This window comes from Cellulophaga sp. (genome assembly GCF_039943695.1).
Taxonomy (GTDB): domain Bacteria; phylum Bacteroidota; class Bacteroidia; order Flavobacteriales; family Flavobacteriaceae; genus Cellulophaga.
The window spans coordinates 1-16,846 of record NZ_JBDVAA010000196.1; the positions used below are offsets into that span (position 1 = coordinate 1).

General features: G+C 32.0%; 15 protein-coding genes, 1 tRNA gene and 1 pseudogene. 9 read left to right on the top strand and 8 right to left on the bottom strand.

What is annotated here, in order from left to right; genetic code table 11:
• Nucleotides 1-310 precede the first annotated feature (310 nt).
• The 6 genes from thrS to ABJD66_RS14220 all read left to right on the top strand — a co-directional run bounded on the left by thrS (nucleotide 311) and on the right by ABJD66_RS14220 (nucleotide 5,228).
• Nucleotides 311-2,254: a threonine--tRNA ligase gene (thrS, locus tag ABJD66_RS14195; protein WP_348132808.1), complete on the top strand. Its 1,944-nt coding sequence runs from the start codon at nucleotides 311-313 to the stop codon at nucleotides 2,252-2,254.
• Between the two features lie 39 nt (nucleotides 2,255-2,293).
• On the top strand, nucleotides 2,294-2,842 hold the full coding sequence (gene infC / locus ABJD66_RS14200) for a translation initiation factor IF-3 (RefSeq protein WP_100896450.1): 549 nt from the start codon (nucleotides 2,294-2,296) through the stop codon (nucleotides 2,840-2,842).
• 108 nt (nucleotides 2,843-2,950) lie between these two features.
• Complete coding sequence (gene rpmI / locus ABJD66_RS14205) at nucleotides 2,951-3,148, top strand: 50S ribosomal protein L35 (RefSeq protein ID WP_034647033.1); 198 nt, start codon at nucleotides 2,951-2,953, stop codon at nucleotides 3,146-3,148.
• A 96-nt stretch (nucleotides 3,149-3,244) separates the two neighbouring features.
• A complete protein-coding gene (gene rplT / locus ABJD66_RS14210; RefSeq protein WP_013621964.1) occupies nucleotides 3,245-3,589 on the top strand; it encodes a 50S ribosomal protein L20 in 345 nt (114 codons plus the stop codon).
• A 350-nt stretch (nucleotides 3,590-3,939) separates the two neighbouring features.
• Nucleotides 3,940-4,326, top strand: coding sequence for a DUF4870 domain-containing protein (locus ABJD66_RS14215; protein WP_100896451.1), 387 nt, complete (start codon nucleotides 3,940-3,942; stop codon nucleotides 4,324-4,326).
• A gap of 98 nt (nucleotides 4,327-4,424) precedes the next feature.
• The gene (locus tag ABJD66_RS14220; RefSeq protein WP_303544279.1) at nucleotides 4,425-5,228 is read left to right on the top strand and encodes an HAD family hydrolase; all 804 of its coding nucleotides are present in this window, start codon (nucleotides 4,425-4,427) and stop codon (nucleotides 5,226-5,228) included.
• On the opposite strand, the gene ABJD66_RS14225 is transcribed toward ABJD66_RS14220, so the two are convergent.
• The 4 genes from ABJD66_RS14225 to ABJD66_RS14240 form a co-directional block, all read right to left on the bottom strand.
• The gene (locus ABJD66_RS14225; protein WP_303544276.1) at nucleotides 5,225-6,484 is read right to left on the bottom strand and encodes an asparagine synthetase B; all 1,260 of its coding nucleotides are present in this window, start codon (nucleotides 6,482-6,484) and stop codon (nucleotides 5,225-5,227) included. The two genes, ABJD66_RS14220 and ABJD66_RS14225, sit on opposite strands and share 4 nt — an antisense overlap.
• 125 nt (nucleotides 6,485-6,609) lie before the next feature.
• Entirely contained in the window at nucleotides 6,610-8,160 is a 1,551-nt protein-coding gene (dnaB, locus tag ABJD66_RS14230; protein ID WP_100896453.1) for a replicative DNA helicase, read from the bottom strand.
• A gap of 168 nt (nucleotides 8,161-8,328) precedes the next feature.
• Complete coding sequence (locus ABJD66_RS14235; protein ID WP_100896454.1) at nucleotides 8,329-9,282, bottom strand: acetyl-CoA carboxylase carboxyltransferase subunit alpha; 954 nt, start codon at nucleotides 9,280-9,282, stop codon at nucleotides 8,329-8,331.
• A 120-nt stretch (nucleotides 9,283-9,402) separates the two neighbouring features.
• Nucleotides 9,403-11,589 carry a glutamine synthetase III gene (locus tag ABJD66_RS14240; RefSeq protein WP_100896455.1) on the bottom strand — a complete coding sequence of 729 codons (2,187 nt, stop codon included), beginning with the start codon at nucleotides 11,587-11,589 and terminating at the stop codon, nucleotides 9,403-9,405.
• A gap of 204 nt (nucleotides 11,590-11,793) precedes the next feature.
• Between ABJD66_RS14240 and ABJD66_RS14245 the strand changes: the two genes are divergently transcribed.
• Nucleotides 11,794-12,810 carry a glutamine synthetase beta-grasp domain-containing protein gene (locus ABJD66_RS14245; RefSeq protein ID WP_348132816.1) on the top strand — a complete coding sequence of 339 codons (1,017 nt, stop codon included), beginning with the start codon at nucleotides 11,794-11,796 and terminating at the stop codon, nucleotides 12,808-12,810.
• Between the two features lie 103 nt (nucleotides 12,811-12,913).
• On the opposite strand, the gene ABJD66_RS14250 is transcribed toward ABJD66_RS14245, so the two are convergent.
• Nucleotides 12,914-13,849 (bottom strand): calcium/sodium antiporter, encoded by a 936-nt coding sequence (locus ABJD66_RS14250; protein WP_303544271.1) that lies wholly within the window; start codon nucleotides 13,847-13,849, stop codon nucleotides 12,914-12,916.
• Nucleotides 13,850-14,427: 578 nt separating this feature from the next.
• Between ABJD66_RS14250 and ABJD66_RS14255 the strand changes: the two genes are divergently transcribed.
• Nucleotides 14,428-14,580: an SsrA-binding protein gene (locus tag ABJD66_RS14255; protein ID WP_100896458.1), complete on the top strand. Its 153-nt coding sequence runs from the start codon at nucleotides 14,428-14,430 to the stop codon at nucleotides 14,578-14,580.
• On the opposite strand, the gene ABJD66_RS14260 is transcribed toward ABJD66_RS14255, so the two are convergent.
• A complete protein-coding gene (locus ABJD66_RS14260; protein WP_100896459.1) occupies nucleotides 14,577-15,089 on the bottom strand; it encodes an adenine phosphoribosyltransferase in 513 nt (170 codons plus the stop codon). The genes ABJD66_RS14255 and ABJD66_RS14260 overlap by 4 nt on opposite strands.
• Before the next feature lie 79 nt (nucleotides 15,090-15,168).
• Here ABJD66_RS14260 and ABJD66_RS14265 point away from each other — a divergent pair.
• Nucleotides 15,169-15,242, top strand: a tRNA-Arg gene (locus ABJD66_RS14265).
• Between the two features lie 95 nt (nucleotides 15,243-15,337).
• On the opposite strand, the gene ABJD66_RS14270 is transcribed toward ABJD66_RS14265, so the two are convergent.
• Nucleotides 15,338-16,339: a hypothetical protein gene (locus tag ABJD66_RS14270; protein ID WP_348132821.1), complete on the bottom strand. Its 1,002-nt coding sequence runs from the start codon at nucleotides 16,337-16,339 to the stop codon at nucleotides 15,338-15,340.
• Between the two features lie 75 nt (nucleotides 16,340-16,414).
• Nucleotides 16,415-16,846, bottom strand: a pseudogene (locus tag ABJD66_RS14275) (hypothetical protein); the annotation flags it as partial.

Sequence of the window (16,846 nt, forward strand, 5' to 3'; positions counted from 1 at the left end):
TTAAAACAAGCTTTACTACGCTATTTTTCAGACGTTTAAAACCTATTCTTTTTTGATGCTTTTTTAAAAAATATCTGTCCGCGAGTTTTAACTGCTCTTAATCCCTATTACTTTAACTATTGAATGGCGATTATCGAGCTATAGAATTATTTGAATTAACACTAGACAATTACTACCATTATATATAGGTATACAACCTCTGTTACAAAAACAACAAGTATTAATGTTGTTATAGTGTAAAATATCTAATTTATTATTGTTAGGGTGAAAACAAGATATTATCTTTGTAGACTATATATTAATAATAGGTATGATTAAAATTACTTTACCAGACGGTACTTTAAAAGAATTTTCCGAGGGAAGCACTCCTATGGACGTTGCTAAAAGCATTAGCGAAGGATTTGCTAGAAATGTTATTTCTGCAAAATTTAATGATACCACGGTAGAAACCGTTACCCCTTTAACCAAAGATGGTTCTTTGGTTTTATATACTTGGAATGACACCGAAGGAAAGCAAGCTTTTTGGCACTCGTCTTCACACATTGTTGCGCAGGCTATAGAAGAACTATACCCTGGTGTTAAATTAACCATTGGCCCGTCTATTGAAAACGGATTTTATTATGATGTTGATTTGGGTGACGACAGATCTATATCTGATAAAGATTTTCCTAAAATAGAAAAGAAAGCAATTGAAATTGCAAGAGGGAAACACGATTTTAAAATGCGCTCCGTTACCAAAGCAGAAGCTTTAACTTTATATAAAGAACAAGGTAATGAATACAAGACCGAATTAATTGAAAATTTAGAAGACGGTACTATTACTTTTTGTGACCACGATACCTTTACTGATTTATGTAGAGGTGGCCACATACCTAATACGGGTATTGTAAAAGCTATAAAAATATTAAGTGTTGCTGGTGCATACTGGAGGGGTGACGAAAACAAAACACAACTTACACGTATATATGGTATCTCTTTTCCTAAACAGAAAGAACTTACTGAGTACTTAGAGCTACTAGAGCAAGCAAAACAAAGAGACCATAGAAAATTAGGAAAGGAACTTGAGCTTTTTACTTTTTCACAGAAAGTTGGTGCAGGTTTACCTTTATGGCTACCAAAAGGCGCTGCTTTAAGAGAAAGATTAGAAAACTTTTTAAAGAAAGCACAAAAGAAGGCTGGTTACGAAATGGTTGTAACACCACATATAGGACAAAAAGAACTATACGTAACATCTGGGCATTATGCCAAATATGGTGAAGATAGTTTTCAGCCAATAAAAACCCCTAAAATGGATGAAGAGTTTTTATTAAAACCGATGAACTGTCCACACCACTGTGAGGTTTTTAATTTTAAACCACATTCTTACAAAGATTTACCAAAGCGTTATGCAGAATTTGGTACTGTTTATAGATACGAACAAAGTGGAGAACTACACGGATTAACACGTGTTAGAGGTTTTACTCAAGATGATGCTCATATTTTTTGTACTCCAGAACAATTAGATGAAGAGTTTAAAGATGTGATTGATTTAGTACTTTATGTATTTGGATCTTTAGGTTTTGAAAACTTTAAAGCACAAGTATCTGTAAGAGATTTAAATAATCCCGACAAATATATAGGTAATGTTGAAAACTGGGAAAAAGCAGAAAATGCAATTATAAATGCAGCCAAAGAAAAAGGTCTTGATTTTGTTATAGAAAGTGGTGAAGCTGCATTTTATGGTCCTAAGTTAGACTTCATGGTAAAAGATGCGTTAGGCAGAAACTGGCAGTTAGGAACAATACAAGTAGATTACAACTTACCAGAACGTTTTGAGCTTACATATAAAGGTAGTGATAATGAAGACCACAGACCTGTAATGATACACCGTGCACCTTTTGGAAGTATGGAACGTTTTATTGCCATATTACTTGAGCACACAGGAGGTAATTTCCCATTATGGCTAACACCAGAACAAGTAATAATACTGCCTGTTAGCGAGAAATATGAGAAATATGCGAAAAAAGTTTTAAATTCATTAGAAAATGACGAAATTCGCGCCCTGCTAGACAACAGAAACGAAACGGTTGGTAAGAAAATTAGGGAAGCAGAGATGAATAAAATCCCTTTTATGATTATCATTGGCGAGAATGAAGAGGCTACAAACACAATATCTGTGCGTAAACACGGAGGTGAAGATTTAGGCTCTATCTCAATAAAAGATTTTAGTGACTTGGTAACTAGCGAAATAAATAGTACCTTAAAGTCGTTTTAAAAAAATAGAAGTTTAATCTAAAAATTATTAGTTATAGCAATTAGAAAGAGATTTAGGCCACAGCCGAGGAGAGAGAATAAAAACCCGCACAATATTAACAGCGATATAAAAGTACCTAATGTACGTTTGGTTGGTGATAATGTAGAGGTTGGTGTTTACACGACTAAAGTGGCGTTAGCAAAAGCAGAGGAGTTAGAATTAGATTTGGTAGAAATCTCACCAAAAGCAGATCCTCCTGTGTGTAAAATTATAGATTATAAGAAGTTCTTATACGAGCAAAAGAAGCGTGAAAAGGTTATGAAAGCCAAAGCGTCTAAAGTTGTTGTTAAAGAAATACGTTTTGGACCGCAAACTGATGATCATGATTATGAGTTTAAGAAAAAACACGCAGAGAAATTTTTAAAGGATGGTGCTAAATTAAAAGCATATGTGTTCTTTAAAGGTAGATCTATTGTCTATAAGGATCAAGGAGAAATATTGTTGTTACGTCTTGCTCAAGAACTAGAAGAACTAGGTAAAGTAGAGCAAATGCCAAAGTTAGAAGGTAAAAGAATGACAATGTTTTTAGCTCCTAAAACGAAAAAATAAAAATACTTTTAGTTAAGTATTTTAAAATAACCCAAATGTAATAGTTTGGAATACTAAGCGAGAAATACCGGAGTTTTTTCGGTATTTAATTTATTAAATAGGAGAAAAATGCCTAAAATGAAAACTAAATCCAGTGCTAAAAAGCGTTTTAAGCTTACAGGTACAGGTAAAATAAAAAGAAAGCACGCTTTTAAGAGTCACATTTTGACAAAAAAATCTAAGAAGCGTAAGCTTGCATTAACTCATAGTGGATTAGTACATGAGTCTGATGTAAAAAGTATTAAAGAGCAGTTACGTTTAAAGTAATTAGATTCTTTACGGTAATTATTATTAACCATGGAGTTAGGCTTAAAAACAAAGTGTCTTAATTAAGACCGCCTACTACAAAAAAAATTAAAATTTATGCCAAGATCAGTAAATTCAGTTGCTTCTAGAGCCAGAAGAAAAAAGGTTATGAAGCAAGCCAAAGGTTACTTTGGAAGACGTAAAAACGTTTGGACAGTAGCTAAAAATGCGGTTGAAAAAGCAATGCAATATGCTTACAGAGACCGTAGAGTTAAGAAAAGAAATTTCCGTGCTTTATGGATTACTCGTATTAATGCGGGTGCTAGATTACATGGAATGTCTTACTCTCAGTTTATGGGTAAAGTTAAAGCTAACAACATTGAGTTAAACCGTAAGGTTTTAGCTGATTTAGCTATGAACCACCCAGAAGCTTTTAAAGCTATTGTAAACAAGGTAAAGTAAAAAAATAATTCATCTCGCTTAGGTGAATAAAACCTGCTCTTTTATGAGCAGGTTTTTTTTTGACAAAACTTTAAGCTTTAGTAACACAATATTTACACTTATGAAATGTTTTATACTATAACTAATATTTTATTTAAAATAAAAAGCAACCTTTAGGCAGTTTTACATCTACCTAAAACAATAAACATTATAAATACAGAAACGATTATGACAGGAGAATTTGCAGAGATGACTGACTTCTTAATTAACCTTACCGAAAAAAAACCATACTTTTTTATTACGTTATGCATACTAATTACTGCTTTTTTAACGTTCTTTGAACTACGAAAAAAACACCATAAAAACAGTTAATGCACAATAACGAATTACAAGAAGATTACAGCTCTATATCCTTAATGCATTATTCTCAGCTCCTAAATTTTTTAGGCCCTTTTGGCATTATTGTGCCAATTATAATATGGTCCTCAAAAAAAAAGGATATAAAAGATATGGATGAGCATGGTAGAGCTGTAATTAATTTTCAAATTAGTGTACTAATTTACTCTGTTGTATTTTCTATACTACTGTTAGTATCTATGGTTTTATCGTTATTCATTGTAGGCTTTTTGTTTTTGTTTATACTATTTTTTGTTGGTATTGCACTAGCTTTATTAATGATAATAACTCCAATAATGGGTGGTATGGCAGCTTCTGAAAAAAGACTATACAAATATCCAATGAGTATTAAGTTTCTTTAATGAACAAACCTCTATAATTTACAAAATGATTAAGTATTATTTATACTAATCTTTTAAGATAAAGAATATCTTTGCTACTTATAATTTAGCAAAAACATATGGATTTATCTAAAGTAAAAATGGTTGTTACAGATATGGACGGCACCTTACTAAACTCTAAACATGAGGTTAGTGAAAAGTTCCTTAATCAATTTAAAAAATTAAAAGAAAACAACATTTTATTTGTTGCTGCCAGCGGTAGACAATACCATAGTATAGTAGATAAATTACACCCTATAAAAAATGATATTTTAGTTATTGCTGAAAATGGTGCCATTGCAAAAGACAAAGACAAGGAGTTGCTGCAAACTGGCTTAGATAAAAATACTATATTAGAACTGCTAGACTTAATTTCTACCATAGACAATGTTTATCCTGTACTCTGCGGCAAAAAGAAAGCCTATATCTCATCTAACTCTGAAGAATTTATTATGAAATTTAAAGAGTACTATGCTGAATATGCACTTTTAGAGAATTTGAAAAGCTATGATGATGATATTTTAAAAATAGCAATTTATCATTTTGAAAGCTCTGAAACCTTTATCTATCCAAAGGTAAAACACTTAGAATCTAATTTAAAGGTGAAAATATCTGGAGAAAATTGGCTAGACTTATCTCATAATGATGCACACAAGGGACACGCTTTAAAAAAACTACAAGATATGTTTAATATTTCCTCTGCAGAAACTATGGTGTTTGGAGATTTTAATAATGATTTAGAGATGCTTGCCCTTGCAGATTTTAGTTTTGCAATGAAAAATGCACACCCAAATGTTACAAAAGCCGCTAACTACAGCACTAAAAGTAATGATGAATATGGCGTTGAAACTATTTTAGATCTACTTTTAGAAACTAAAAATTAAGTCTTTTTCTTTTTTTTACGAGCAGCAGGAAACAATACATTATTTAGTATTAGCCTATAACCAGGGGATGTAGGATGCAACTCTAACTCGGTTTTTGGATCCCCTACCCTGTGCTGATAGTCTTCAGGATCATGACCACCGTAAAAAGTAAAAAAACCTTTTCCTTTTATACCGTGAATATACCTAGCCTCATTATTTATTTTATTTTCTCCTAAAACCAAAACATTTGATTTTATTAATAATCTATTAAAAGATGTTGTTTGCCCCATAAACCCTTTTACCAAGGATGTATGGTTTTGACAAAGCATTGTTGGTACTGGATCCCACTTTGCTGAAAAATCCATTAACGAAAAATAATCAGTTTCTTTAGATATTTGTCTTTTTTGAGTCATATCTATATTCGAAAATTCATAAACCATTGGGTTACGCTCTAGTGTAAAATCTTTAAACGCAAATGTTTTTTTATAATCTATTTGAGTTTGGTAACTAGGATCAGATGCATCACCATCAAACATTGGCTCACAAATATCTACACCTTCTGCAGATAAAGCAATATCAAAACTATCTGTAGCGGAACACATAGCAAACATAAAACCACCTCCTATTACGTAGTTTCTAATTTTTGTAGCAACTGCTGCTTTTTCCTCAGAAACTTTAGAATACCCTAGTTTGCTAGCCAATTCTTCAGATTTCTTTTTATTTTCTATATACCACGGAGCAGCTTTGTAACTACCATAAAACTTACCATACTGACCCGTAAAATCTTCATGGTGCAAATGTAGCCAATCATATAAAGCCAGTTTATCACTTAAAACTTCCTCGTCATAAATGGTAACATAAGGAATTTCTGCATACGTTAACACCATAGTAACAGCATCATCCCATGGCTGATTGCCCTTGGGTGAGTACACTGCAATTTTAGGTGCTTTTTCTAAAATAACTGCATCTTGATTTTTAGACGGGCTGCTAATTTCTTCTAAAATTTGTTCTGATTGAGCTGTAGATAAAACCTCAAAAGAAACTCCTCTTATTTGACATTCTTTACGAATAGCATCACCATCTGGTAAAAGAAAAGAACCACCTCTGTAATTTAACAACCAATGTACTTTTTGTTGTTTAGCTAATACCCAATAGGTTATACCATATGCTTTTAAATGATTTTTTTGACTTTCTGCATCCATAGGAATTAGAATATTAGAAGCCATTGTACATAGCGTACACAAAAGAAAAGAAAAAAGTAAAAGGTATTTGCGCATTCTAAATGATATTTTTTGCCTTTTAAAGGTAAGTAAATCTCATTTTATATTGCCTAAGCAAATCTTAAAAAGCAAAAAAAATTGTTCTACACATAAAAAGCGCAGAACAATTTTTAAATAATTAATTAAAAAGGAACGTCATTATCGTCCTCGGGAGGTAATCCATCATTCATAGAACTACCAAAAGCCTCATTTGCACTTGGTAACCCTTGTGTTAAAAATGGATTTTCTTCGTTTTCATTCATTTTAGATTGGAATTCTACAGGAGAATCAAAATCATCTAGGTTATCAAACTTACCTTGACTACCAATAAATTTAAGTCTAATGTTTTCTAAACCACCATTCCTGTGTTTTGCTACAATAAATTCACCCTGACCTTGTGTTGGAGAGTGTTCATCATCATCCCATTCATCAATTTTATAGTATTCTGGTCTGTAAATAAACGATACAATATCGGCATCTTGTTCAATTGCTCCAGATTCACGTAAATCTGATAGAATTGGTCTTTTACTTCCACCACGCGTTTCTACCGCCCTTGACAACTGTGAAAGTGCAATTACTGGCACATTAAGTTCTTTTGCTAGTGCTTTTAAGTTTCTAGAAATTGTAGAAATTTCTTGTTCCCTGTTTCCTCCTTTTTGCGTTCCACCTGCGGTCATAAGCTGCAAATAATCAATCATAATCATTTTTATACCGTGTTGTGATGCTAGTCTTCTACATTTTGCTCTTAAGTCAAAAATAGAAAGAGACGGAGTATCATCTATAAACAACGGTGCAGACTCTAATGTTTTTACTTTAACATTTAACTGCTCCCACTCGTGTTTTTCTAATTTACCTGTACGTAGTTTTTCTGATGACAAACCTGTTTCTGAAGAAATAAGTCTTGTTATTAACTGTACAGAAGACATCTCTAATGAGAAAAAGGCAACTGGCATTTGAGATTGCACTGCCATATTACGCGCCATAGATAAGGTAAATGCTGTTTTACCCATACCAGGACGTGCGGCTACAATAATTAAATCACTGGGCTGCCAACCAGATGTTAACTCATCTAACTTATGAAAACCAGATGGTACACCACTTAAACCCTCTTTACCAGATATTTCTTCAATTCTTTTCTTAGCCTGTATTACTAAGTTTTGCGCTGTTTCTGCAGAACGTTTTAAGTTACCCTGTGTAACATCATACAATTTAGATTCTGCTGCATCTAATAAATCAAATACATCTGTAGCATCTTCATATGCTTCCTGTATAATTTCATTAGAAATTTTTATTAAACTTCTTTGAATAAATTTCTGAAGAATAATTCTGGCGTGAAACTCTATATGAGCAGAAGATGTAACTTTTTGGGTTAATTTAATAAGGTAAAAATCTCCTCCTGAAACATCTAACTTCCCATCTTGCTTTAATTGGGTAGAAACAGTTAATAAATCTATCGGTTCAGAAGATTCAAACAACTTAAAAATTGCTTCATATATATTTTTGTGTGCTTCTTTATAAAAAACATCTGGATGTAAAATATCTATAACTTCATCTACACCTTTTTTATCAATCATCATTGCACCAATCACAACCTCCTCTAAATCAACGGCTTGTGGTGGTATTTTTCCTCTCTCTAAATTTATAATTGTAGATTTATCTATCTTATGTCCTACTACTGGGCTTGGCTTATCCATATTTGCTAAAGTATGCAATTAACGTTTAGTTAACTTATAAAATGGGTGTAGTGATATTCACTATTGATTAACAATTGACCTGTTGATAAGTTACGAATTTGTGTTCATAACCAAAAAAAATCCAAAGATTAAACTTTGGATTTTTATTATTTTGAATAAAAATGCCTGTTAGCCATTAAAGACTCCCATACTTTCATATTTACCCATTCTGTTTTCTACCAATTCTTTTGGTGATAACTTTTTAAGATCATCAAAATGAGAAATAATTTTGTTTTTTACAATTGTAAAATTCTTATCTCTGTTTGCATGAGCTCCACCTGCTGGTTCACGTACAATTTCATCAATAAGTTTTAATTTCTTCATATCTGTTGCTGTAAGTTTTAATGCTTCAGCAGCTTGCTCTTTATACTCCCAGCTTCTCCATAAAATTGAAGAACAAGATTCTGGAGAGATTACAGAGTACCACGTATTTTCTAACATTAGTACTTTATCACCAACACCAATACCTAATGCACCACCAGAAGCACCTTCTCCTATTATTACAACAATAATTGGCACTTTAAGGCGTGTCATTTCTAATATATTACGTGCAATAGCCTCACCTTGTCCACGTTCTTCTGCTTCAATACCTGGGTAAGCACCTGGAGTATCTATAAAACAAACAACAGGAACATCAAACTTTTCAGCAGATTTCATTAAACGCAATGCTTTACGGTAGCCCTCTGGGTTAGCCATACCAAAATTACGATACTGTCTGGTTTTAGTATTGTATCCTTTTTGCTGACCAATAAACATAAAGCTTTGGTCACCAATTTTACCAAGACCACCAATCATTGCTTTATCATCTTTTACATTACGGTCTCCGTGAAGCTCTAAAAAAGTATCTCCGCAGATTGCGTTTATGTAGTCTAATGTATAAGGTCTGTTTGGGTGTCTAGATAATTGCACCCTTTGCCAAGGTGTAAGATTTTTATATATATCTTTTCTAGTCTCTGTTAATTTTTTCTCTATCTGCTTACAAGTTTCAGATACATCAACATCACTCTCCTTGCCAATTATCTGACACTTATCTAGCTGCTCTTCTAGCTCTTTGATAGGGAGTTCAAAGTCTAAATATTCCATATTTTCAAATAGGTTTGATTTATATCAAGAAACAAATATATGATATTAATGTAACTCACCCATTAGACATCTAAAAAAATACTAAAAATATCTAAAAAGTAACTATTAAAATCTTTGCCTTTATTTTGTAAATAACAGCTCTCTATATTTTGTTAAAGGCCATAACTCATTCTCTATCAACTGCTCTAACTTATCACTATGATGTCTAATTTCTTCAAAAAACGGTTTTACATTATCACAATAAGCAAATGCTTTTTTACTTAAATCTTTTAAGTTATTTGCATCTCTACGTGCTTGGGTCATAGCATCTGTCTTTTCTTTAATACCATTTATATGCTCTAGAATTTCTTCTAAAATAGTAGTTTGTGAAGCTGCCATTGTTTTATAAGAATCGCCATAAATGCTTTTTAAACCTACTATAGTTTGTATTAATTTATTTTGATAAGCCAATGCTGCTGGCACAATATGACTATAGACTAACTCATTAAAAACACGACCTTCTATTTGTACATGCATAATGTATGATTCTAGTTCAATTTCTTGTCTAGCAGTAATCTCTACATCACTCATTACCTTCATAGATTTAAAAAGGTCTAAACTCTCTTTAGAAGTTAAAACTTTTAACGCTTGAGGTGTATTTTTGTTATTACTTAATTTTCTTTTTTTAGCTTCTTTTTCCCATTCTTTACTATAACCATCACCATCAAACCTAATTCTTTTAGATGTTTTGATATACTCTCTTAAAACGTTAAAAACAGCTTCATCTTTCTTAAGACTCTTATTATCTATTAGTTCATCTACTTCGGTTTTAAATTCTATTAACTGTTTTGCTACAATTGTATTTAAAACCGTCATTGGTTTAGAGCAGTTTGTTTTAGAGCCAACACCACGCATCTCAAACTTATTACCTGTAAAGGCAAAAGGTGACGTTCTGTTTCTATCTGTATTGTCTAAAAGTATTTCTGGTATTTTACCAACTACATTTAACTTAAGTTCTGTTTTTTCTTCTGGTGATAATTTTCCTTTAGAAACACCTTCTAACTCATCTAAAACCCTACTTAATTGCGTGCCTATAAAGATTGAAAAAATTGCTGGTGGCGCTTCATTAGCTCCCAACCTATGATCGTTACTTGCAGATGCTATTGAAGATCTTAGTAACTCCTCGTACGTATCTACTGCTTTTATTGTATTGATAAAGAACGTTAAAAACTGAAGATTTTTCATTGGCGTAGAACCAGGACTTAACAAGTTAGTACCTGTATCTGTTGCTAACGACCAATTGTTATGTTTACCAGAACCATTTATATGTGCAAATGGCTTTTCATGAAACAAGACTTTTAAATTATGTTTGTCTGCAATTTTATCCATAACATCCATTAATAATAGGTTATGGTCTACTGCAAGGTTTGCTTCTTCAAAAACCGGAGCAAGCTCAAACTGATTAGGAGCAACCTCATTATGTCTGGTTTTAACAGGTATACCTAGTTTAATGCACTCTACCTCTAGCTCTTTCATAAAGTTAAGCACCCTACTAGGAATAACACCAAAATAATGATCATCTAATTGTTGTCCTTTTGCTGCATGATGACCAACCAAGGTTCTACCAGTAAGTATAATATCTGGTCTAGAGTATGCCAAAGCCTTATCTATAACAAAATACTCTTGCTCCCAACCTAAAGTAGCATTTACTTTAGTTACATTTTTATCAAAATATTTAGCTACAGCAGTTGCTGCCTCATCTACAGCAGATAATGCACGTAAAAGAGGTGCCTTGTTATCTAAAGCTTCACCTGTATAAGAAACAAATATTGTAGGTATACATAAAGTTTTATCATATATAAAAGCTGCAGAAGTAGGATCCCATGCGGTATACCCTCTTGCTTCAAACGTATTTCTAATTCCTCCACTAGGAAAACTAGAAGCATCTGGCTCTTGTTGCACCAATTGTCCGCCTCCAAATTTTTCTAAAGCTCGCCCATCATTTAAAACATCAAAAAAAGCATCATGTTTTTCTGCTGTTGTTCCGGTTAATGGCTGAAACCAATGTGTGTAATGCGTAGCACCCATTGTTATTGCCCAAGACTTTATACCTTCTGCTACTTGATCTGCTATTTTACGATCTATTTTAGCTCCAGAAAAAATAGCTTCTTTTACAGTTGCCAGCGCATCTTTGGTTAAGAATTGTAACATTCTTTCCTCGTTAAAAACATGGTTTCCAAATTTTTTAGAACGAGTTCCTTTTTCATTTATCACAAAATTTTGCCTAGACAAACTTTCTTTAACAGCATTGAACCTTACTAAAGACATATTTATAGTTTTAAAAGTGGTATGAATTGCAAAATTAGTAATTAAACTGATAAAAAATATAATATTTTTAATTAACCCCTAAAAAAATAAGGGTATCAAGAATTTCATCTAATAATTTAGCAATTACCCCTATAAAAATTATGGAGATACAATGAAAAAAATTACTTTTGCCTCATCTTTAATGAAATTACAACAATCAACATTATGAGCAAATCTAAATTAGAGTATATCTGGCTTGATGGTTACAAGCCAACTCAAAACATGAGAAGTAAAACTAAAGTAGTAGAAGACTTTAGTGGAAAACTAGAAGATTGCGAAATCTGGTCTTTTGATGGTTCATCAACAAGACAAGCTTCTGGTGGAGCTTCTGACTGTTTATTAAAACCTGTTGCTATATATCCAGACCCTGCACGTAAGGATGGTTATTTAGTAATGACTGAAGTTTTAAATGCAGATGGTACTCCTCACGAATCTAACGGAAGAGCTACAATCGATGATAACGACAATGATTTTTGGTTCGGTTTTGAGCAAGAATACTTTATTATGGATACGCAAACACAATTACCTTTAGGTTTCCCTATTGGTGGTTACCCTGCTCCACAAGGAATGTACTATTGCTCTGTTGGTGGTAAGCACACTCACGGTAGAGAATTAGTAGAAGAGCACGCTGATCTTTGTATTGAAGCTGGTTTAAACTTTGAAGGTATTAACCAAGAAGTTGCAAGTGGACAATGGGAATACCAATTATTTGCTAAAGGAGCTAAAAAAGCTGGTGATGAAATATGGGTATCTCGTTACTTATTAGATAGATTAACTGAGCAATATGGTTACTATATAGAATACCACCCTAAACCATTAGGTAAGGATATGGACTGGAACGGTTCTGGTATGCACGCAAACTTTTCTAATACAACTTTAAGAACTTGTGGTTCTCAAGAAACTTATGAGAAAATATGTGAAGCATTTAGACCAGTAGTAAAAGAGCACATTGCTGTTTACGGTGAGTTTAACGATCAACGTTTAACTGGTGAGCATGAGACTGCTTCTATTAACGATTTTAGTTATGGTGTTTCTGATAGAGGAGCTTCTATTAGAATTCCTATTATTACAGTAGAAAAAGGCTGGAAAGGCTGGTTAGAAGACAGAAGACCTGCATCTAACGGAGATCCTTACAAAATTGCTGGAAGAATTATTAAAACTGTAAAATCTGCAAAGATTTAAGTATATAATTAAATTAATTGTTTTTAAAAACGCCTAAGAATTTTTCTTAGGCGTTTTTTTATATCTAACAGGTTAACAATGTTACTTTATAATAGCTGTAGTATTATATAGTAAAGTATATAAAAGTAGCATAACCAGCCAAGAGCACAATTCCGTCTCTCCACCCCAAACGTAATCCTTTAGGTATAAAAACCAATGGTAACAATACTAATGCAAAACCAAGCATCCACAAAATATCATTACTAAGTAGTGTTTGGTCTACAACTTTTAAAGGTGTTATCATTGCTGTAATACCAAGTACTGCAAAAATGTTAAAAATATTAGAGCCAATTAAGTTTCCTAAAGAAATAGCCTTCTCCTTTTTTATTACTGCAATAATAGATGCCGCTAGTTCTGGTATACTTGTTCCTATAGATACTACCGTTACACCAATTACACGTTCACTTACATTATAAAACCTAGCTAAACCTGTTGCACCACTTACCAGTAGCTCTGATCCTCCCCAAAGTCCTAAACCACCTAACACTAAAAATAGTATCATTTTAAACGTAGGTAAAGGCATATCATCCTCTGGAGCCTCATCTTCTACTGCTGTTTTCTGAAACTTAATAAGATATACTATATATATTATTAAAAGAGCAACCATCACTAAGCCCTCATAAAAAACAATAACACCATCAAAATAGATAAAGCCAAAGAATAATAAAGAGGCAAACATTAAAATAGGCCAATCTGTAGTATAAAAACTTTTGCGAACATTTATACTACCCAATAAAATTATAAAACCTAAGACCAAACCTAAGTTAGCAATATTAGAACCCACAACATTACCTAAAGATAAATCTGGCGAGCCATCTAATGCAGCTTTGATACTTACAATTAATTCTGGTGCAGATGTTGCAAAAGAGACTACCGTCATCCCCACAACAATTTTTGGAATTTGTAATCTTAAAGAAAGTGCTACTGATGATTTTAGCAACCAGTTACCTCCCATTATTAAAAAAACCAAACCAATAATTATGTATACAATATTAAGCATCTATCACTTTTTTTTGAGCAAATATAGCAATTAGAACGCTACATATTTTTTAAAAAAGTTATATTTTAAAATTGATAAAAAAAGTATCTAAGACTAGCAAAAACAACTACTTGAAAGAATGAAACATCAAAAAAAGCGCTAATCTAGAATGAAAATCCCCTTGTAGAATTATTAAACCACAAAAATGCCCCTACAAAAGCTACATTTTAAAACAAAAAATACAATTTAACATTACATATATAAACAATATGCAAGCTTAAAGTTTAAATATTAAAACAATTATTATTATATAGTTATAAATAGTGTATTCACTTATAATAATAGTAGTTAACTTATTTGCAAGTGAGTATAATTTATATATATCTTAATTGAATAATCGATTATTTACAACTAATTATTAACCTTTTTAAACCACACATTATGATTATTCTATCTGAAATTTTATTTAGTTATACCATAACTATTATTGTAATACTATTCTAAGAAAAATCATATAGGCCTATATACCAATAAAGGTTGCTATAAAAGCAACCTTTATTATTTTTAGTATTACCATATATTTGCAGAAATATACTTTTATGAAAAAAGCTCTTTTTAAATTTCTTGCCAAAATTAATCGCATACTACTACCATCTTACAGTAAAAAACAGCTAGATTTATCTAAGGCTAGTAAATTACAGTTAGCAGTAATTGGTTGGCGTTATTATGTAACCACAAATGCTATAGACTAATAATGTAGTAAAGATGCAACGCTATAGTTGGCTATTTTATCTTTACCGTTTAAAAAATCTAGTTCTATTAAAAAGTTACACTGTACTACCTCTCCTCCTAATTCTTCAATTAATTCACAAACAGCTTTAGCGGTACCACCAGTAGCCAGCACATCATCATGTATTAACACCTTATCCCCTTTTTTAATGGCATCTGTATGTATTTCTAATGCATCTTCACCATATTCTAAAGAATAAGGCTTAGAAAGCACATTAAAAGGTAATTTCCCTTTTTTACGCACAGGTACAAAACCAGCTTTTAATTTGGTTGCTAAAAGGGTTGCAAAGAAGAAACCACGGCTTTCCATACCCACAACTTTGTCTATTTTTTGCTCTTTTACTAAATTTAAGAGCGCATCTGCAGTTTTTTCTAAAATTTCTGCATTATTTAACAAAGGTGTAATATCCTTAAAAACAATGCCTTGCTTAGGAAAATCTTGAACGTCTCTAATATATTCTTTAAAATTCATATATTTTTCTTTAGTTATTTTGTGGTAAAAGTAAAAAGAAATATATTTGCACCCTCGTTTAAAGGAATTTAAACATAAAGGCCTCGTGGCGCAACTGAATAGCGCACTTGATTACGGCTCAAGAGGTTACAGGTTTGAATCCTGTCGAGGTCACTAAAAGCTTGCTAAATCTTAGATTTAGCAAGCTTTTTTCTTTTTATTACTTTACTTGTTATAAAACACTAAACTATTAAAAATAAAGTACAGATTTAAGCTATTTGCTCTATAACACATTCTTTACCCACTATATTATCCTTAAGAAATGGAGAAATTTTACTTGCTAAATAGTTATAATCTCTTTCTCCATAAAAATACAAACCAATTTGATTTTCGTTTTCACTGTAACTTGGTATTAAAGCACCATTATTACCAAGAATTTTTATAAGGGAGTTATACAATTCTGTAACCACATCAAATTCTATATTTTTTTCTTGTAAAAACTTTTTTTCTATATATAATCCTAAGCCAACCAATTTACCAATTGGATATTCTACATCAAATTTTGAATTAGCATTTTTTTCTTTAGCATAATATTTTAGCTTAGAACCCTTTGCTACCTCTATATTATTTGCGACCATAATTATATTATCCTTCATTTCTTCAGAATAGGATATTAAATCAAGCTCTATATCACAAGATTCTGGTTCTCCATTTTTACTAATTAATGTGCCTCCACCACTAACACATCCCCACTTTTTTATACGCAACATATAATCTAAAGAATCTTCTATATGACCACGATGTTGCGGTTGAAGTTTCATATTTAAAGATAATTGTGCTTTAGCTTTAGGCTCAAAAACAAATTCTTCTTCAGTTACTTTATCATTCTCCACTTCTTCCTCTAAAAAAGATTTTGCTTCTAATAGCAATTCATAAGTTGAAGGATAGTCATCACCTAGCTCAATAGCTTTTTCAAAATAAGGTATGGCTTCTACTTCTCTACCATCTAAATAAAATAACGAGTAGCCTACACGAAAATACCAGTCTCTATCTTCTTTGCCTTGTTCGCTAACACCTTGCAATAAACCAAGTGCTTCTTCATATAGATTAAGATTGTTTAATGCCCTTGCTAAAAGGCTAGTTAATACATAAGATTTACTGGTTTCTGGTAAAGACCTTAGCTCTAACACTACTTTTAGATGGTTGCCTGTGTTGTGCCACTCCTTTAATTGCGCTACTAGTTCTTCCGATATGTTTTCTTCTGTTTTCATTTGTACTAATTTATAATGACTTAAGGTAAGTTGCAGTTATTGTTGATAATAAGCTGTAGATATACGATTAACCAACTACTCTAAATTAGCTATTTTACCGTCTTTGATTATCAGATAAAAAATATTACCAGCAGTAACATTTTGGTCCATTTTTTTAGAGTAAGAAGGTATCATTTTAGGTAAACCAATAATAGTTTGCAATGCTATTGTCTGTAGTTGCTTGTTTTTTGATTTTATATCTCTTTCAAAAGGAGTTATACTGCCATCTATTTCTACCCTAAATCCTACTTTTAAAATAGCATTTTCAATTACTACATTTTCTACTTCTAACTCTTTAAGTATTCTTTTTCTAACGCTATTACGCAAACAAACTCTTTTGTCTACACTATTTTCGCAACCAGGGTAAATGGGGTCTTTATTACCTATTATAGGGTGCTCTATATTTGGGATTTCTTTTCTATCTCTCTTTATCAACTGCTTAGCTTTATATGTAGGTCTATCTGTTAT